The organism is Pseudoalteromonas sp. BMB (assembly GCF_001709235.1).
GTDB classification, from domain to species: domain Bacteria; phylum Pseudomonadota; class Gammaproteobacteria; order Enterobacterales; family Alteromonadaceae; genus Pseudoalteromonas; species Pseudoalteromonas maricaloris.
Genome location: NZ_MBQA01000201.1, coordinates 1 through 18,052, shown reverse-complemented (window position 1 = coordinate 18,052; position 18,052 = coordinate 1). Strand labels below are relative to the sequence as shown.

The 18,052-nt window shown below is 43.6% G+C and carries 15 protein-coding genes and 2 pseudogenes; 7 read left to right on the top strand and 10 right to left on the bottom strand.

Translation table 11 applies throughout. The features are described 5' to 3' along the window. Window positions 1–610: 610 nt before the first annotated feature. From BB427_RS20240 to BB427_RS20230, 3 genes are read left to right on the top strand one after another with little or no spacing between them, the layout of a single operon-like run. The gene (locus tag BB427_RS20240) at window positions 611–2,485 is read left to right on the top strand and encodes a flavin monoamine oxidase family protein (protein ID WP_069022868.1); all 1,875 of its coding nucleotides are present in this window, start codon (window positions 611–613) and stop codon (window positions 2,483–2,485) included. Next, complete coding sequence (locus tag BB427_RS20235; protein WP_069022866.1) at window positions 2,472–4,235, top strand: thiamine pyrophosphate-binding protein; 1,764 nt, start codon at window positions 2,472–2,474, stop codon at window positions 4,233–4,235. Before BB427_RS20240 ends, BB427_RS20235 begins: the two co-directional genes overlap by 14 nt. After that, a complete protein-coding gene (locus BB427_RS20230; RefSeq protein WP_069022864.1) occupies window positions 4,228–6,003 on the top strand; it encodes an FAD-binding oxidoreductase in 1,776 nt (591 codons plus the stop codon). The genes BB427_RS20235 and BB427_RS20230 overlap by 8 nt, the downstream gene beginning before the upstream one ends. Window positions 6,004–6,390: 387 nt before the next feature. Here the strand turns inward: BB427_RS20230 and BB427_RS20225 are convergent, their stop codons facing one another. The 5 genes from BB427_RS20225 to BB427_RS20205 all read right to left on the bottom strand — a co-directional run bounded on the left by BB427_RS20225 (window position 6,391) and on the right by BB427_RS20205 (window position 9,960). After that, window positions 6,391–6,834, bottom strand: coding sequence for a DUF2000 domain-containing protein (locus tag BB427_RS20225; RefSeq protein ID WP_069022862.1), 444 nt, complete (start codon window positions 6,832–6,834; stop codon window positions 6,391–6,393). Between the two features lie 99 nt (window positions 6,835–6,933). After that, the gene (locus BB427_RS20220) at window positions 6,934–7,947 is read right to left on the bottom strand and encodes a DUF5924 family protein (protein ID WP_175401306.1); all 1,014 of its coding nucleotides are present in this window, start codon (window positions 7,945–7,947) and stop codon (window positions 6,934–6,936) included. 246 nt (window positions 7,948–8,193) lie between these two features. Further along, window positions 8,194–8,658, bottom strand: a complete 465-nt coding sequence (locus BB427_RS20215; protein ID WP_045988417.1) for a hypothetical protein — start codon at window positions 8,656–8,658, stop codon at window positions 8,194–8,196. A gap of 148 nt (window positions 8,659–8,806) precedes the next feature. Then, the gene (locus BB427_RS20210) at window positions 8,807–9,388 is read right to left on the bottom strand and encodes an FMN-binding negative transcriptional regulator (RefSeq protein ID WP_069022860.1); all 582 of its coding nucleotides are present in this window, start codon (window positions 9,386–9,388) and stop codon (window positions 8,807–8,809) included. After that, complete coding sequence (locus BB427_RS20205; protein ID WP_010603638.1) at window positions 9,385–9,960, bottom strand: GNAT family N-acetyltransferase; 576 nt, start codon at window positions 9,958–9,960, stop codon at window positions 9,385–9,387. Before BB427_RS20205 ends, BB427_RS20210 begins: the two co-directional genes overlap by 4 nt. A gap of 96 nt (window positions 9,961–10,056) precedes the next feature. Between BB427_RS20205 and pdxR the strand changes: the two genes are divergently transcribed. Genes pdxR through BB427_RS20190 form a run of 3 tightly spaced genes read left to right on the top strand, consistent with a single transcriptional unit; the run spans window position 10,057 to window position 12,247 of the window. Then, a complete protein-coding gene (gene pdxR / locus BB427_RS20200) occupies window positions 10,057–11,511 on the top strand; it encodes a MocR-like pyridoxine biosynthesis transcription factor PdxR (RefSeq protein ID WP_069022858.1) in 1,455 nt (484 codons plus the stop codon). Beyond that, window positions 11,508–11,825: a hypothetical protein gene (locus tag BB427_RS20195; protein ID WP_069022856.1), complete on the top strand. Its 318-nt coding sequence runs from the start codon at window positions 11,508–11,510 to the stop codon at window positions 11,823–11,825. The genes pdxR and BB427_RS20195 overlap by 4 nt, the downstream gene beginning before the upstream one ends. Window positions 11,826–11,842: 17 nt before the next feature. Then, window positions 11,843–12,247 (top strand): lysozyme inhibitor LprI family protein, encoded by a 405-nt coding sequence (locus BB427_RS20190; protein ID WP_069022854.1) that lies wholly within the window; start codon window positions 11,843–11,845, stop codon window positions 12,245–12,247. Between the two features lie 70 nt (window positions 12,248–12,317). On the opposite strand, the gene BB427_RS20185 is transcribed toward BB427_RS20190, so the two are convergent. The 4 genes from BB427_RS20185 to BB427_RS20170 all read right to left on the bottom strand — a co-directional run bounded on the left by BB427_RS20185 (window position 12,318) and on the right by BB427_RS20170 (window position 16,048). Further along, a complete protein-coding gene (locus BB427_RS20185; RefSeq protein ID WP_069022852.1) occupies window positions 12,318–13,007 on the bottom strand; it encodes a DUF4386 family protein in 690 nt (229 codons plus the stop codon). Window positions 13,008–13,168: 161 nt separating this feature from the next. Beyond that, window positions 13,169–14,308 (bottom strand): S8 family serine peptidase, encoded by a 1,140-nt coding sequence (locus BB427_RS20180; protein WP_069022850.1) that lies wholly within the window; start codon window positions 14,306–14,308, stop codon window positions 13,169–13,171. 543 nt (window positions 14,309–14,851) lie between these two features. Continuing rightward, a complete protein-coding gene (locus BB427_RS20175; RefSeq protein WP_069022848.1) occupies window positions 14,852–15,067 on the bottom strand; it encodes an ATP-binding protein in 216 nt (71 codons plus the stop codon). A 207-nt stretch (window positions 15,068–15,274) separates the two neighbouring features. Continuing rightward, complete coding sequence (locus BB427_RS20170; RefSeq protein ID WP_069022847.1) at window positions 15,275–16,048, bottom strand: hypothetical protein; 774 nt, start codon at window positions 16,046–16,048, stop codon at window positions 15,275–15,277. Between the two features lie 151 nt (window positions 16,049–16,199). On the opposite strand from BB427_RS20170, the pseudogene BB427_RS20165 reads away from it, so the two are divergent. Further along, window positions 16,200–17,362 (top strand): annotated as a pseudogene (locus tag BB427_RS20165) (IS110 family transposase). A 390-nt stretch (window positions 17,363–17,752) separates the two neighbouring features. Here the strand turns inward: BB427_RS20165 and BB427_RS24535 are convergent. Next, window positions 17,753–18,052 (bottom strand): annotated as a pseudogene (locus tag BB427_RS24535) (hypothetical protein); the annotation flags it as partial.

The following is an 18,052-nucleotide window of genomic DNA, read 5'->3' as shown; positions in this document are numbered from 1 at the left end:
TGTTAAAGGTGTTTAATACCTTTGAGTAACGGCCTAATTAGTTTGTTTACCGACAAGCATGTGCCAAAGCGGTAACGCACGAAGTAATTAATTTCCATGCCCTACTAACAAAGTGAGGTTAATAAAAAGTCAACTTCACCTTAAGGATGAATCTGCCAAGTTAAATAACTGTAAAGATTGCCACGGTGGTAAGGTCAATGTTTGTTTGCGTAAAAATTGAGTTTTTTAGAAGTTTTTTTGTGAAACTTTCATTTCAATTGTTTTAATCGAGTCAGCGCCAATTGGTGAAAAAGAAAACCAAGATCATGCTAAGTGACTTGTTTAATTAATAAACATCTTTTCGGCGGAATAAGAAATAAGTAGGACTATGCAGATTTCTTCACCGAGTTGAGTCATTGCCGTTTGCACGGCATTTGCGTTAATCAAAATAAATGCGATTAGCTAAGCATTTTGGCTAAAAACATTGGGTTACATATCTATGCTTGTTTAGTGAAAAGTGGTTTTTGCAGTTGCTGTAATGTCTCTGTAATCTCTTGTAACTCGGTGTAATAGATAAAATCACGACCCTTAAATATGCTTTTAAAGTAATAGCTTAAAGGAGCATATTAAAATGAATAAAGAACTAGATATTGCCATTGTGGGTGGCGGTGTATCAGGTGTCTATAGTGCATGGCGTCTTCAACAAGAGCTTGGTGATACACATCGCATAGGCTTATTTGAGTATAGCGATCGTATCGGTGGTCGTTTGTACAGTCGCACGCTTCCGGGGTTACCCAACGTCGTGGCTGAGCTTGGTGGAATGCGCTTTATTCCTGACGATCATGTGATGGTGAGTACGCTGGTGGATGAGCTAAAACTCCAAACCAAAGACTTCCCAATGGGCTCAAAGCTGCCGCTATACCCCTCAAATGCAGAAAGCTCTCCTGAAGCAGGCAGTGAAAACAACCTCTTTTACCTGCGCGGACAATATTTTAGATATCGTGATTTCGCCGAGTGTCCAGATAAAATCCCATACCAGCTTGAAGAAACAGAACGAGGCTATGGACCGGAAGATCTTCAAGTTAAGGTCATGAACCTCATCTGCCCGGGATTTGCCGATATGTCTCTTGCAGAGCAGATGAAAGTCAAAGTGTTTGGCAAGGAAATTTGGCGCTTTGGCTTTTGGAACTTGCTTGAGCATGTGTTGAGTAACGAAGCATACCTGTTTATGAAAGAAGCGGGTGGCTACGATGCTAATGTGGCGAATGCCAGTGCGGTTACTCAGTTGCCTGCCACTGAATATAGCGATGATACGGTATTTAAGACCCTAAAAGATGGTTTCCAGGCGTTACCGCTGAAGTTATGTGAAGAGTTTGCAGCGGCACCGGGCTGCCTTGACCGCTGTAAGCGAGTTAACGTGTTGCATCGACTTGCAAAAATTGAGCTGCACCATTGTGGCGAGTATCGTTATGAACTCACTTTTCAACCAACACAAGTGAATAGCAGTGGGAAAGTGGTTGATAAAGAGGCTCCAGCGTACAGCGTTAAAGTGAAGCGGCTTATTTTGGCTATGCCAAGGCGCTCGCTTGAGCTGATTGAATCGCCGTTCTTTGACGACCCTTGGTTGAAAGAAAACATTCCATCTGTGCTTATCCAAAAGGCGATTAAGATGTTTATGGCATACGAGCAACCTTGGTGGCGCAGTTTGGGCCTTGTTGCTGGTCGCTCTGTCACTGACTTACCAATCCGTCAAACTTATTACATGGGCACGGAATGCGATCAAAAAGAATGCCTTGAATACGAGACTAACGAAAAAGGCGAACAGGTATGTAAAGTAGAGCACACCTATGGTGAGCCCAATACCAACTCGCTGCTAATGGCTTCTTACAATGATATTGGCACTATCCCTTACTGGAAAGGTTTAGAAAAGGGCGAGCATTACCAAGGCTATATGCCAGCCTATGGTGCACAAGGCTATACCGAAAATGAGATAGTACCTAAAAACCAGTATCAAATTACCACCGGGATGGTTGAAGCGGCACATCGCCAAATTCAAGCGTTACATAATCAAAAAGCGCTCCCAATGCCATATTCTGCTATCTACCAAGAATGGGGAGATGACCCTTATGGCGGTGGTTGGCATGAGTGGAAAGCCAATTATCGTCTCGATGAGATCATGTGCAGAATGCGCCACCCTGTTGCGAGTGAAGAAATCTATATTGTTGGCGAAGCGTACTCCTATGAACAAGGCTGGGTAGAAGGAGCATTAAATACGGCTGAATCGACATTGGCTGAGTTCTTTGCTTTACCAACGCCTAATTGGTTATCCAAAGACAAAGTCCAGTATGAACAGTGGCTTGAGTCACACCACAACTACTTACCAGTAGATTGCCGTAAAGGTGGCTGCTCGTGTCAACATTCTGAGCAACAGCCAAATGCCAGTTCGGACACGCTAGACGAAGTCACTGAGTTCGCTTATCGAGGTATTAATCATGAGTACCGCTAATTTTACGGTTGCTGACCATTTACTGTGGCGGTTAAAGCAGTTGGGCCTTGATAAGGTATTTCAAGTGCCTGGTGACTATGTACAAGAATTTATGACTGCTCTTGATAACTTTCCTGGTATTGACGCAATAGGTGATGTAACCGAGCTAGGGGCAGGCTATGCGGCGGAAGGATATGCAAGATACCGTGGAATTGGCGCGGTGTCGGTGCAATACGGCGTTGGCACGTTTAGTGTATTAAACGCCATCGCTGGCGCTTATGTCGAGCGTAATCCTGTTGTCGTTATATCGGCAAGCCCATCGGCTGAAAACCGTGTAGATATTGAAGAAACAGGCGTGTTATTTCACCACTCTACCGGCGACTATAGCGCTGATAAAAAGGTGTTTAAAAACGTCACAGTCGCCAGTGAAATTCTTTCGGATCCTGCTTCTGCTCCTAAGATTATTGATAATGCGTTACGCCTTGCCATGAGTGAAAAGCGGCCTATTTATCTAGAAGCATGGCAAAACGTGTGGGGCGCAGCTTGTGATAAACCAGATGGCCATTTAGTGATCCCAAAACCTGCATCTAATCCTGCGATGATGGCAAGTTTACTCGATAAAGTAATCAACCGACTCAAAGAGGCTGAGAAGCCATTGGTATTATTAGGCATTGAGATCATGCGGCTTGGCATACAAAGGGAAGTCGAGAGCTTGCTCTGTACTCTCAATATTCCGTATACCACGACCACGCTAGCCAAATCAGTACTAAGTGAGGCGCAAGGGCTTGGAAAGAAGCTTTTTGTTGGCACCTATGCGGGTGAAGCATCATGGCCTGAAACGTTTGATTTTGTTAGTAAACGAGATTGCATTTTAGCGCTGGGAGCGATATTCACCGACGATTACCTGACCATGTTAAAAACGCAAGGTAACGAATTGATCCGCGTGAATATGGGCGAAGCAAGAATTGGTAACTGCGAGCGTTTTAGTGGTATCGATTTAGCACAGTTTATTGATGATTTAACGGTGTATGCCGAGCATTACCCGATGCAGCATCATGCGCTTTGCTCGTTGCCGGAAAACCCCTATTTGAAAAGTCCCGTACAGGATTGCGATACCATCAGCTACGAAAACTTCTTTTGCACATACCAAAAGCAGCTAGCCCAATGTCAAAAGGTGCGTGACTGCAACCTTATTTTAGGTGAGAGCTCTTCGCTTTATATGGCGGCTCGTTTAACTGGCATTGAAGAAAGTCGCTTTATTAGTGACGCTGCTTGGGGGTCGTTGGGTCATGAAACCGGTTGTTCACTCGGCACAGCCTTGGCTGACAATCGGCGTAGTGTTGTGGTTGCCGGCGACGGTGGGTTTATGATGATGTGTCAAACACTGTCTACCATTAGCCATAACAAACTCAATACTGCAGTGTTTGTAATGAGTAACCAAGTGTATGCAATTGAGCAGTCGTTCGTTGATATCTGTGCGTTTACTCCTGCCGGCGCATTTGCACCATTTGATGATCTGCATCGTTGGGACTATAAATCATTAGCGAATGCGTATTTTGTCGAATATTTGAATGTAGAGACTGTCGCGGATCTAAATGGGGTTTTTGCTGCGCTTCATGAAAACCCATGTAAGCCATATCTCATTAAAGTCAATATTGATAAAAAAGATCTCGCACCGGCGATACAAGATCTCGCCGAAGCCATTACGGGTAACAAAGTGGACGACTGTCCATGTGGAAATAGCACAGCGCAAGGAAACAACAATGCCTAAACAATCCAATAAGCCAATTCCTGAATCTCAGTTAGAAGAAGCACAAAAGCGTATCGACCGCTATTGGCGCGCGACACAAGGATTTATACTCGCGTTAGAAAGCAAGCATGGCTTTTCTGCGCAGCAGTTGCTTACTTTATTGCCAACGGGGGATACTTCGATGGAGCGCTTTAGAGAATATCAAGCTAAAGCGCTTATCTTTAACACACGATTTCAGTTTTCGCCCTCGGTGATTGTGATGTGTAATAACACCGATGATGTAATGCGCGCCTATCAAGAGGCGATAGCGTTTAACTTACCCATTCGGGTGCGCTCTGGCGGCCATGATCACGAAGGGGAGTGTAGCGGCACAGATGTGGTGCTACTGGATTTAAGTGGTTTAAAAGACTTCTCCATTGAGAAAGAAGGTGATGACTATATCGCTCATATTGGTTCTGGATATCGCTTTTATCAATTAGTCCCAAAGCTTGCAGAATCTGGTTATAAAGATATTCCGCCGTTAACCATTCCGCACGGCACTTGCGCTACGGTTGGGTTAGCTGGGTATATTCAAGGCGGTGGTTGGGGCCCGTGGACGCGAGCAAAAGGGATGTGCTGTGAGTCACTCGTTGGTGCGACTGTTATTTTGCAAGATGGCTCGAGAGTTGAGGTATCTGAAACTGAAAACGAAGATATCTTATGGGCGCTACGCGGAGGCGGGGCGTTAAGTTATGGAATCGTAACGGAGTTTAGAGTTAAAGCTTTTGAGCTACCTGATGAAATCCACCGCTTTGAAATTAACTGGAATAATGAGGCGGTTGGCTCTACAGACTTAGCAACTTGGCAGCTGCTCAGCCAGTGGGAAGATGCGATTAACGATACGGGAAAGGATACCGAGAACTTAGTTGGTACTAACCTAAAAATCAACGCCATACCAGATGTTAGCGAGTGTAAAAAATCATCTGGTTACGAAAAAGCGTTAGCGCACCCAAGCACTATGTACGGCTATTGGCAAGGCTCCGAAAAGGCGCTGGTTCAGTTTGCTAAGCAGTATTTTCCTGCTGCTAAAGTGCAGGTGACGGGCACGGACACCAAGCAGAATTATAGTGAAGCATTGATGTCTGACTGGTCACGAAACTCCTTGGCTAATCTCAAAAAACTGGGATTAAAAGGAACGTTAGCTGCAAGCCTTGATGGGGAACCATTTACACCAGATTTTGATGCCCCAGCGCCACACAAGATCACCTCAAAGCTAGTGCGTGAGTCTGGCCTTACTGAACAAGGCAAGTTGGCGCTATTGCGTTCACTCACATCGCCTTTACTGTTTGCACAAAATGCCCCACTTGGACTATTTAGTTACGTCACTTTAGGAGCCATTTCGGGTAAGTTTTATGCCAATGATACGTGTGATTATGCTAAGAAGCGTGTTGCCTTTCCTTATACTACTGCGCAGTACACCATTCAATACCAAACTTGGTGGAATACCGAGTTAAAATACGACGGCAGTTACGACAGCAAACGCCTTGGTCAAGCAAATCCAGTATACCGCTATGTAAACCGTGCACTTGATTGGATTGAAGTTAGCCGCGACACCACTATTGAAGGGGCATACGGCGCGTTTATCAGCTTTAAAGACGCATCCATCCCGACGAAGACCTACTTCCAAGAGAATTATGAAAAACTCATTGAAATCAAAGAGGAGCATTCGGGTTTCACAGTTAAATTAGACTGTGGTAAAAAGGTTTACGTTAACTTTAATCGCCTAAGAACCCGTAAGACAATTATTTAACAGTGTTAAATACGAAGAGCAAAAAGCCAGTATCGGCTTTTTGCTTGGTTTCACCTTGAGGTAGGAGATGTTTTACACAGCGACTTTGTTATTTTTATATTGAATTTTTGGTGGGTGAGATGAGGGATTTCTTCATAAAAAATTCGTTGGAAAACATAAACTGCTCGGCGAGTGAATCGCCTCCTACAAGCATGACTTCACTACCGAGTAGGAGATGTTTTATACAGCGATCTTGTTGTTTTTATTAAGTTCGCCGTCGCTAAAGCAACTAATAAGCAGTCTTTGAGTAACCTTGTGCGCCAAAATAAACTCTCTGGCTAGATGAGGAAGTAATTTAACGTCATTTTAAATACAAAGAGTTAGTTGATTCCTTACCCAAACCTCAGATTATTTAAACAAACTGAATTTCCCAGTAAATTCTTTAAGCTCTGTGCTATTGCCAAACATGCAAATGCCAAAGTACTCTAAGTCTTGTTCTGGTGTTTCAGCGGTGGCGCTTACTTGCTGTTCGGATGTGCCAGCAATCATGGTATCTGTAAAATCGGTAAAGGGGATGTTACGAGCCACAAGCTCTGCTCGCACTTTTCTGATTTTATTACTGTTATCTGCTTTAAGCACAATAAAAGGGTAGTGCGAAATCGATGGGTGAATGCCGCCATCTTTGTCTTGATACGGTAAAAAACAGAGCTCATCGGTATTACCAATTTGGTCAATGAGCCCAGCGGTCATATGGCCAAGCGCATTAAAAAGCCGACCAAGTTCAACTTTTTTATTGAGCACAGCAACAAATCGCTTTGAGTTTTCATCCGGTAAAACGGAAAAATTAGTCATAGACTTCCTTGAGTTAAAAAAGAGGCACTTAACCATATCATAATAAGGCTATCACCGCGCTTCGGTGTCGATAATTGATTGTAATTCCTTAAAACTTTCCTAAGGAGAGACAGTAAACTTCGTAAGACCAATCAGTTGTCCGGAATTGGTGACAACGTGCACCTCCCACTTACCTGTTGAGTCGGCGGGAAAGTTGGTTTTATGGCTCCAAGCACGATAGCCTTCCTCGCGTCCACCGCTAATATTTAAGGGGATTCGGTCGACCACCAGTTTGTTGTGTACCCATACGTGAAAGATTTTTTCGTTTAGTCCCCGAGGTGCTTTTACCGCACTCCAACTGTATAAGCCTTGTTCGTGAAGCGAATGGGTATCGAGGTGTTGGATACTGTTCATTGGCTTTCGTTGTTGCCTATCAACCTCATAAGCCAGTGCTATGTCGGTGAGTCGTAAGGCCGCAGGGGGAACCCAGTTACGTAACTGCCACAAACCAGCGCTAAGCGCACTTAGCAGCAGAGCCAATAAGGGAAAACGCCACCACCTTGCGTGTGGCATAACATTGCCAAGACTCGGTAGGGTAAGAATAATGGCGGTGACTAGCGCTATTTGTATACTTTGATCGGTTGTCAGGTGAAGCAAAATTGGTAGCGTAACTGAAATCACAACAAATAAGGCAAAATTATGAAATACCATAAACAGCACATTGTGCTGGGCTAGCTTTTTGTAATATATCGGATCCACAACGGAGATAAACGCGCAGAGTACAATTAAGCAGGTAAACGCGGCCTGTGGATGATTCCATGTTGTGGCAGCCAAGAAAAAAGGCAGTGCGAAGAATAGACTTTCCTGTTGCACCATTTGTAGGGCAAAGCGCATGAAGTTGGGTGACAACACAATACCGAAACGTTGCTCCACTTGGTCGCGAAGCCAGTTATCAATAATAAGCCACAGCCAACTGGTGAGTAAAAGCAGAGCGATGATCTGTGAAAACGACTCTTTACGTTCAACTAAAATAAAGCTCGCGATACCGCTACAAAAAGCCAGCACTGCCATCAGGCCTGGCCACTTCTGCATCATCAAAATAAATTTTGTTATTAGGTTTTTGAAATAACGCATGGAAATAGAAATTGCTTGCTGATTTTACCATTGAAGCATCTTAATCATGAATGCAATATGAGCTTGAATGTACTAAAGATTCATACATTTAGCATTCGCAAGGGGAGGTTTTCAGCGCTTGATTTTAGATGAGCTAGATATTTAGTTTGATCACAAAGTCTATCAACCTGTGTTTTTCGTTGACGCAAACAGTGGTTGGCTGGAGTACAAAGTTGGCATGTTGCGCTTTGACCCCAGTCTAGAGGTTTATAGTTTACTGATTAGCGTTTCAGACTTGCCAATCAATTCGCTTGAGTCTTTACCTGTTTTTTGATGGATAGTAACGAAATACTCGATTGGATATTTCAGCCTGGAAAGTACCATTTTAGGTGCATTGAGGCTTTTATCTACAGGCGTAGGCCAAGTAATAGAAACGCTTCCAGTCGTATTGTTAAGAATGCAAGGGTGACTCTTACCTTTGAAGCTAGTTACGGATGTCCCATCGATATTGGCAAATAAAACTGAGCAAATATATAGCTTGTTTTCTGGACTGAAATTCTCAATGGCGTAATCGAAAGAAATCTTAATTTCATGTTTTCGTTGCTGTAAGTTGCCAATTTCTTCAACTTCCAGATTAGACAGTGATGCAGTGCTTAATTCTATTTTAGAATAATCTATTGTTGCGCAACCACTGAGGATGAGCAGTGATGCTAAAATAGGTAATACTTTCATTATTTTCTCCTTAAAATAAAGTCTGTAATAAGTAGTTAAAACCTTCCATAATTTGCTCTTGTCCAAAGCCTGCTTAATGAAAGATAACGTGACGTGTAGATTTGCGTCACGGGGAAGGTAACGAAAAATTAAACTTTTGTCACTATATTTATACAAGTAAGCTGTACATCGCAGGTTTTAGCGGCTGTAAATGTGTTTTGATTTTAGCGCGAATGTCACTCGACTGGTTTTGGCTTAACTTAAAAGCGCCATGCATCGTATTGATTTTAATCTTGAAAAAGTTAATGGCGTTAAACAGCGATTGGCGTTGATTGGCAGGCACGCTATCAAGCTGCCAATCACTATTTGAAAACTGCTCAAAATGCGTTATTTGCGCTTGCATTGACGCGTATTTTTCATCGTCAGTAGTAATAAGCGCGAGTTCACCTTCAACTATCACATTTGCGTACAACCACGTGGGGAGCTTAATGTCAGGGATAACTGCGGGTGAGAGGTAATGATCTTCACAGTGGAAAACAGCTTGAATAACACCGCCTGAGTGGAAAATCGGGTTATCTTTTGTAGCGTGTCCGAGCAAATAAGCATGGTCATCACTTAATGTTAGCGGTACAAAAACCGTCTTTATCTTGCCTTCCTGTATCACCGTCAGCGTAGCCAGCGGGTGTTTTGCGATCACAGAGCTGAGTATGTTTGGATTGCTTTCAACGTAGTAGTTTCTTGGGTAGCTCATAACTTTTCCTCCAACCTCGCTTTCACTTCAGGCCACATCTCGTCGGTGATGGCAAATCGTGCCGTATTACGATAACTTCCGTCAGGCAGGCGTCTATCTTTTAACGACAAGCCCTCAAAATGGGCACCTAGGCGTGCGATGGCATTACGAGACTTATGATTACATTCATGCGTTTGAAATTGCACACGCACCAGTCCAATGGCTTCAAAGGCATATTTGAGCAACAGGTATTTGGCGTGGGTATTAACGTGCGTGCGTTGAAATTCAGTACCAATAAAAGTGTGGCCGATTTCGGCACTTAGGTTGAGTTTATCAAGTCTAAACAAGCGGCTATTACCAGCCAGTTTACCTGAGTCTTTATCTATGATTGCAACAACAAGTTGTTCGCTTTCGTCAAACTGCGCAGAGCCGTAAAACCATTGCTCTATGGTTTTTTGATCGCGACAATAATTATTAAATACCCACTTCCAGATCTCGGTTTTTTTGCCACGAGCCAATAACTCAGGTAAATGTGCGGCTTCAAGTGGAGTGAGCTTAACGCGATTGGATTCTAGCGTTTGTTTTGAAAGCATCAATATTCCATTCATTCTGTGTTTTTAATGCTTGCATATTGCGCTGATTTTGGTTGATATAAAACAACCAGATTTAATAATTTAATTAGACCAGTTTTGATTTCTATTAGCCCAAAAACACAGTCTCAAGATGCTAAACATAAACGCATAGCAGATGTTTTGCGCAGCGCCATTACTGAAGGTAAACTCACACCCGGTGACAAACTTCCTTCAGCCCGAAAACTGGCTGAGTTACATGGTATGAATCGGCACACGGTGATGAATGCCCTACAAAACTTGGTAGCTGAAGGCTGGCTAGTGGTTAAAGAGCGTAGCGGCTATCGAGTCAATACTGAACTGCCTATTTTCAGTAGCCAACAGATAACTTCAGAGGTGCCTTCTACACCACAAATCGTACCGCAATTTGCTAAAACACTAACACCAGTAAGCAGCACTAAGCGTACGGCCTACCGCTATAGTTTTGCAGGGGGCTTACCAGATCTTCATGCCTTTCCCTATGATGAGTTTAAGCGGCTTTTGGTAAAGGCGTGTCGCAAAAACAATGTCAGTCATTTTCACTATTCAGACATTGCGGGGTGCGCGTTACTGAAATCCCAAATTCAGGCATATTTGCGCCGAGCAAGGGGGCTAGTATGTGATGACTTGCTGATTTGTAATGGCTCCCAAGAAGCGCTTTTTTTGGTGGCAAATGCATTTATTAATCCAGGTGATGGTGTTGCCATCGAGATGCTTGGTTATCCACCTGCCCGGCACGCCTTTACTAATGCTGGCGCTGAAATTTTTGCTTTAGCGCAAGACGCAGAAGGTATTAAAGTGGAGGCCTTGGCGCGCTGCCTTGAACAAAATAAGGTGAAGTTGCTGTACTTAACTCCTTTACATCAATATCCAACTACAGTGACTTTATCTGTACCGAGGCGCATGGCGATTTATCAGCTGTGCCAGCAGTATGGCGTGTTTATTATTGAAGACGATTACGACCATGAGTTTCATTATCTCTGCCCGCCGTTACAGCCTATGGCGGCAAGCGACCCAAGTGGTATTGTGATTTATATTTCTACCTTCTCAAAAATCATGTTTGCCGGTGCTCGTGTGGGCTATATGAGTGCACGGGCAGATGTGCTAGCGCAATTGGTGGCACGTAAACAGCTACTTAATCACAAAAATGATGCCCTTACCCAGTTGGCTGTGGCTTACTGGATGGAAGAGGGCGGATTTGAGCGCCATTTACGCCGCATGACCAAAGCCTATCAAGTACGCCATCAGGCGATGGGGCAGCACCTTAGCGAGCTTAAAGCCAAATTAGATATCGACTTTGAAATGCCACAAGGCGGCATGGCGTATTGGGTAAACAGCAAACGCGACGTCTCGAGGTTATCTGAAAAAGCGCTTGAAAAAGGGATTTACGTACAATGTGAGCCTGAATTTACCCTCGATAAGGCTAGTAGTTTAAGTCATATTCGCTTAGGCTTTGCGGCGCAAGAAGTCGAGCATCAGCAAGCTGGGCTGAGTGAGTTATTTGCTTTGGTCGCAGAGCTGGAGAAAAAATCATGAATAAGCAACAAGCACTGGCCGAATTTGTTACATTCGGCCCACACAAAGCGCAGGCGTTAAATATCCTATTGAGCGATAACAGCGCAGTATCGCTTGCCATTAGCAAGGCGATGTTAAGTGTGGTATTAGCAAAATATCTCAGCGGTGAAATCGACGAAGATGACCTCGAAAATTGGGCTGGGTTTGTTGAACTGCGTGACGAGATTGATTGCCCCTTGATAGAAGATTACCTCTATGCGTTGAATAATCCAGAGCTGATGGGTGGAATTAACCTCGATTCCATCGGTAACATGTTGAAGCTCATTACAGGTTAAACACAAAAGGAAATACCATGAGATTTATAGCGGCTGCATTGTTTTTATTAAATTGCCAAATCGCGTTGGCGGGAGGAGGTGTGTGTGAAAACCCTATCTCAACCATAGACATCAACGAGTGTGCAATGAGCGAGCTTAACGTCAGAACTGAAACACTTGAACGTTACTACCAAAAAAGCCTTGAACATAATGCTTTTGATGAGCAACTGGTGGCAGCGATTAAAGCCTCGCAGTTGGCGTGGCAAAGCTATCTCGATGCACACTGCGGCGCGGTATATACCCAATGGCGAGAAGGTACTATTCGCGGTGTGATGGCACTTGAATGTCGTAAGGAATTGGTAAAAACCAGAACCCATACTCTTTGGGCTAACTTTTTGACTTATATGGATAGTACGCCTCCTGTGCTGCCGGAGCCTGAGTAAATGCGTGGTTTTGGCGATAACTTTTCAATCGCCTTTTTGGGGGATTATTCCAGCAGTGGTTGTGCCTAACTTAGTCGGGAGCAACCTCTGATGATGTTTTACTCCTCAATAGCATCACGCCTAATCCAATAAACCATAGGATTTGTCCGAGACCAAATATAGCCGTAGTAATCTCAAAGAATGGGTTCTTGGCAAGGAAAGATAAACCAGAAAATAAAGTTAAAACCCCTGCTAGACTCACAAGCAAACCCCAATAATGAAGCTGTGGGCTAAATATTTTATGTTTGAGACCGACGCAACTGATTGCCAGCACCCAAATCGCGCCAACCAATTCAATGCCACCGCCAAGTGCATCTACCACTATCGAAATGGTGCGATTGATCGTTAATGCAAGCGAAGGATCCATCTCATGAAATTTTGCAATCGCTTCAATGCTGGTTAAAAAAACCATGGTACTGGCAAGGACAATCGCCGCCCAAATATAGCCAACAACGCTAGCAAACTTCATACAGTCAGGTGACATTGTGTTAAAGCGTTGATGAATTGCTTGCACCAACACAATTAGGGCAAAGCTGAAAATAATCCCAATCACGATATAACCAAGAAAAAAGGTATCGCGATTTTGCACAAAAAAATCTAGATATAACGCTGGCGTATTGTGTTCACTTGAGTCCAAAACCCCAAAAAATAGAACAAAACCAAATAAATAAGTCGCGGCTTCTGTGAGTGCTGCGACACCTCCCCATTTTTGCAATGACATAGCGATTCCAGTTAATTTGATTGTTATTGTTGTGCTCAGTTTAGCAACATACTAAGCATCAGCTCCAGAATAGGGCGTGCTTATTTGTAACAATAGTTTATTGAGTAGGGAAGGAGATTCGGAAGAGGAGAAGAGCACCATTAGGTGCTCTCTAAGCCATATTAAAGATGAACGATGCTATCTGCATTGCCATCAGGATCGTTCGATGCTTTACCATCAGTACCTGGGTTACCATTTCGCATCATGATCACAGCACAGGCCGCAGGTGAAGCCATTGAAGTGCCTGACATCGTTGTTGTTCCGCCACCATTTTTCAGTGATAAAATGCCAACACCAGGAGCTGCATAGTCTACAGGTGGGTTGCCATAGTTTGAAAAGCTTGCAAAACGGTCATTTGAATCGGTCGCTGAAATAGTGAATACACGGTTGTGTGAAGCACTAGCTGGAGATACATTTGCCGCGTGCTGGCTTTCGTTACCAGCGGCTACCACAAAGAAAGCACCAGATTGTTGAGCTGCGCTTTCAACAGCATCATTTAGCTCTTGGTTGAAGCCGCCACCCAAGCTCATATTTGCGCAGTCGCCAGGACTTGCATTGACCGCAACGTGATCGACACCAGCTAAAACACCTGACCAGCTGCCTGAGCCACGAGCATCTAACACTTTTACTGGAACTACAGTGGTGCCCGCTGCAACACCCACTACATCAATATCGTTATCGAGCGCGCCAATCGTACCCGCTACATGTGTGCCGTGGCCGTTGCCGTCGTCCATACCTGCATTTCTACCGCTAGAAAATGCAGAGAAACCGCGACTTGCGTCAACGTTTAAATCTTGATGATCTAAGTCGATACCAGTATCAATAACCCAAGCGGTATAACCGTTGCCATTCACAGGACCGCCAACACGCGTTACGCTCCAAGGTGTTGTTTGTGGGTTACTACCACCACCTGGTTTTCCCTTTGCCTTTGCCGGGCTTGCATACACTTTACCATCGGGAGTAAAGCGCATCACATCGCTATTTCCTGCAAACGCAGATTTAGCTTTGTCACAGCTCATGTTCACGGCCATGCCTTTAATGGTATTTTTATAGACATGTTTCGCTTGTGCATTCGCTTTTGCGACCATGCCACGCGCTTTACCTTCAACATCAAACTTTGAAACATCATCTTTAAAACGCACGATGCAGGTATTTGCAATTTCGGCATCCACGGCTGCGCCCTGATACGTTGCATCTTGTGCAAAAACGGTAGTAGCACCAAACGTCGACATGATGGACAAAGTAAGTAGTGTTTTTTTCATCTTATTGTTCCTATTTATAATTATTTTAAAATTAACCTTTGAAACAGGTTGGTAACAAAGTTAGCTGTATATTAATAATTGTCAAAGGTGGAACGAAAAAAATATCTACTTTTTCCTATTTAGGTGCATAAATGAGTAGTATTTTGATTTTAACTTATCCAATCAAGTTGAGTTTATGCGCTGTATTGGAGAGGGTGTGTTGTAAGTTGTAAGTTGTAAGTTGTAAGTTGTAAGTTGTAAGTTGTAAGTTGTAAGTTGTAAGTTGTAAGTATTGAGCTGCATTCTAGTACTTAACCTGAAGTTGGATAAAGAAAGAGCAAACTTATTGTGTTTAAAATTTGCCTTGATCATCCGCAGCTCAGATTACTAAATAACCTGAGGTTTGGATAAGGAATGTTCCAACTCATTGTTTCTAAAGAATAACTTGGTTTTTCCTTTTCTAGCCAGAGAGTTTTAGGGAAAACACCGCTTCCGCGTCCTGCTCTCGCTAAGGTACCTACATCCTGTAGGCAAGGCGAATATCCGCAGCTCAGGTTAAATACATTAATGAATGGGGGTGATTGGAAAAGTGATATTGATTGCTAAGCCAGGGTTTCTTCGAACCGCTAAGACTTCCCCACGATGTGCATGGACAAGCTCGTGAACAAGCGCCAGACCAATTCCGGCTCCTTGAGCCGCTCTTGTGAGCTCGTTACCAGCACGATAGAAAAGTTCAAAAATTCGTTTTTCTTGGAATTCCGAGTGAAAAATAAGTGACACCCACCACCTTTAACATACAAGCTGAGGAAATGAAGTAAAAAAGTATGAAAGCACTTCCATCACTTTGGTCAAAAACGTTTATCGATAGGTTGTTTTTTAGTACTCAAGCGTATTTCTACACTAAAACTGGGTTATCGCCCACGACAACGCGCTGCAGGTGGTGTGGGGGCTGGAGGTTAGAGACCTCCAGCTACCCGATTAACCGCCCTATATCAGAGCTATACAGCTCAATAGAGCAGAATCTAACTTTTCATGTTCTACTAAGAAATCTTTGATGGAATCACTATCTGTAAGCTTCTCAATCTCAACTTCATCTTTAGCCGCTTCTTTTGACGCGTTTACCAGCTGGTTCTGAACATCTGCAGGTAATGTCAGACTAATTTGTGAATCTAGCTTTTCTTGAGAAAGTTCAAGAGCACGTAAATATGTTTGTTTAATTTTGTCGAAATCTGTTTCGGCATACGAATTAAAGTCTGATGAATATCCCAGCGCGAAGAATTGCGTGCTTGCGGTAAAGCCCACGATATTCGATGCTTTTTGTGCTGAACTTACATAACCTAATACAGTATTGTTGAGGCAATAGAACGCATTTGAAGTTCTTTGTAGCTGTTGTAAATAACCCAAAGGAGATAGACGATTAGAGAGCGCAATATGGGTACCAGCCAAATAGCCCGCCCCAAGGAGGGCATCACTGTGTAGGCTTGACAAACCAACAGCTGCTGCAATTAAACCGGCTCCATAATTACCCCCGGATGTTCTATCAAGGTTCTTCCTTGATTTAGATATAAGCGTCTGTATCTTCGTACGAATGCTATCACCTTGTGATATTAAGGCCTTGTGATCCGATGCGCCGATAATAGCTTTATAAGTTGACTGATCATTATCAATGACCATTGGCTGTGCATTCCATGACAAAGGTGCTGTCAATACAGAGCAACCAGATATTAAGAAAGCACATAATAGAAATGTTATTTTTTTCATTTTCCAATTCCTTTACCCTTAATCGGTGAACTTTATTCTCAAGGCTAGACATAATGACTCCCCATAAGGTGCTAGCCTCCGCATTTTCGTTGGTTAGCTAAAAGCCAGAGCCATAATTAGTTTGTCAAATAACTAAACCTCGGAAGCTAGCATGAACAAACATAGCATACTTTTCATTGGCTCAGACACACATCTAGAATTTAATGAAATCGCTTACCTTGAGGACCACTGAGGCGCACAACCCGTGCATTATGGCCGCATCCCTTCGGCTAAAGCTGCTGTTAAAACGCTTATCAGACAATTTGAATCCAAGTATCCACAAGCAACTTTGCACTTCGTCTATAAGGCAGACCCTTGTGGCTACTGGATATATCGGTTCATTACCAGTCTTGGCCATTGCTGTTATGTGGTTGTCCCGTCACTTATTCCCAAAAAGCCCGGCGAGCGTGTAAAGACTGATAAGCGTGATGTCATTAAGTTGGTCAAACTACTAAAATCTGAAGACCTCACTCCCATCTATGTTCCTGAGCTTGAAGATGAAGCAGTTCGAGAATTATCCCGCGCTCGAGAAACGGCCATGAAAGATTTGAAAGACGCCAAGAATCAACCTGCTTCTGCGCAATAATATTAACTACAGCGGCACAGCAAACAGGTCGCTCAAACACCTTCGCTGGCTCACTGAATTGGTGCTGCCTCATCCAACCCAGCAAATAGTATTACAGGAATACATTCAAACCATTAATGATCGGATGGATAGGCTGAGGCGGCTCGACAATGAACTTGAGTATCAGGTCAGAAACTGGCGGTACTATCTCGTAGTGAAAGCTATACAAGCTATGCGAGGTGTCAGACTGTTAGTGGCCGCAGGTGTGATAGCAGAGCTTGGCGACTTAACGCGCTTCGACCACCAAGGAAATTAATGAGTTATGTAGGTTTGGTCCCTTCAGAGCATTCCAGTGGCGGCAAGCGTCATTTAGGCGCAATCACCAAATGTGGCAATGGCCGAGCAAGACGGTTGTTAGTGGAAGGAGCGCACAGTTATCGCTATCAGGCCGCAGTGACCACCGAGCTTCAAAAACGCCAAGAAGGGTTACCTAAGCAAATTGTTGACATGGCCTAGCAAGCACAGCTTAGGTTTTGCCGTCGATATCAGCGTCTGATGAACAAGGGAAAGCACTATAATGTGGTGGTGACGGCTATTGCGTGGGAATGATTGCCTATATCTGGGCGATTGCCAGAGAAACCGTATTAAGTCCGGTTAATCCCAAACTACGTATCGCACGGGTGCCGGCATTAGATGAAAAACGGCTTTGAGTTAACGCATTGGATCAAACATCGGGTGTGGCACAACCACCGAGGGCATTAGGATGGCAGTAATTAGCAATAATTATTGAACCACGAATATAGACTGAAGACAGGTGCTACGACGGGTTAAGTAAGGTCGGCGCTGCCCATAAAGTGAGTAATCCATGGATACCAGCATGATAACCGACGACATTACTTGTTTCATTCGATGTGTTAGCTCAATTTATTGAGTGAAAGACTGATTATTAAAGGCTTAAAAGTTTAGGCAGGGATCGGTGTACCCTGCTTGACATGGGGAGTCATACCTACGCCTCAATAACCGGCGGAAAATAGCAGGCTAAACTAAGCGAAGAATGAGCGCCAGCCAAGCTTTAGGCGTCCCATTTATAATTGCCCTTGTTATGAATAATCTACTTTGGGCAAAGAGCCTTTGTTTACGACCTTGAACGTAAGTAAATCTATAACCATTGAATACACTTCATTATTTTTGATGAATACAACAAAAAGATTACCTTCAGAATTTAAGCTAGATTCAACTATACGGTTATACCCTGAAATAATTTCTGTGTATCCTGAGCCGTCAACTTTACTTAAAGCAAAGGTACGTTTATCTGTATAATCCAACTTGCCATCTTTATTTGTATCGCTATTTATAACCTCGTAGGATATTCCTCGAGCAGGGTGGGATTCCACTTTGCT

Coding starts and splice junctions, on each gene's coding strand:
- BB427_RS20240 (WP_069022868.1), top strand. CDS start 611: ATGAATAAAGAACTAGATATTGCCATTGTGGGTGGCGGTGTATCAGGT.
- BB427_RS20235 (WP_069022866.1), top strand. CDS start 2,472: ATGAGTACCGCTAATTTTACGGTTGCTGACCATTTACTGTGGCGGTTA.
- BB427_RS20230 (WP_069022864.1), top strand. CDS start 4,228: ATGCCTAAACAATCCAATAAGCCAATTCCTGAATCTCAGTTAGAAGAA.
- BB427_RS20225 (WP_069022862.1), bottom strand. CDS start 6,834: ATGACTAATTTTTCCGTTTTACCGGATGAAAACTCAAAGCGATTTGTT.
- BB427_RS20220 (WP_175401306.1), bottom strand. CDS start 7,947: ATGCGTTATTTCAAAAACCTAATAACAAAATTTATTTTGATGATGCAG.
- BB427_RS20215 (WP_045988417.1), bottom strand. CDS start 8,658: ATGAAAGTATTACCTATTTTAGCATCACTGCTCATCCTCAGTGGTTGC.
- BB427_RS20210 (WP_069022860.1), bottom strand. CDS start 9,388: ATGAGCTACCCAAGAAACTACTACGTTGAAAGCAATCCAAACATACTC.
- BB427_RS20205 (WP_010603638.1), bottom strand. CDS start 9,960: ATGCTTTCAAAACAAACGCTAGAATCCAATCGCGTTAAGCTCACTCCA.
- BB427_RS20195 (WP_069022856.1), top strand. CDS start 11,508: ATGAATAAGCAACAAGCACTGGCCGAATTTGTTACATTCGGCCCACAC.
- BB427_RS20190 (WP_069022854.1), top strand. CDS start 11,843: ATGAGATTTATAGCGGCTGCATTGTTTTTATTAAATTGCCAAATCGCG.
- BB427_RS20185 (WP_069022852.1), bottom strand. CDS start 13,007: ATGTCATTGCAAAAATGGGGAGGTGTCGCAGCACTCACAGAAGCCGCG.
- BB427_RS20180 (WP_069022850.1), bottom strand. CDS start 14,308: ATGAAAAAAACACTACTTACTTTGTCCATCATGTCGACGTTTGGTGCT.
- BB427_RS20170 (WP_069022847.1), bottom strand. CDS start 16,048: ATGAAAAAAATAACATTTCTATTATGTGCTTTCTTAATATCTGGTTGC.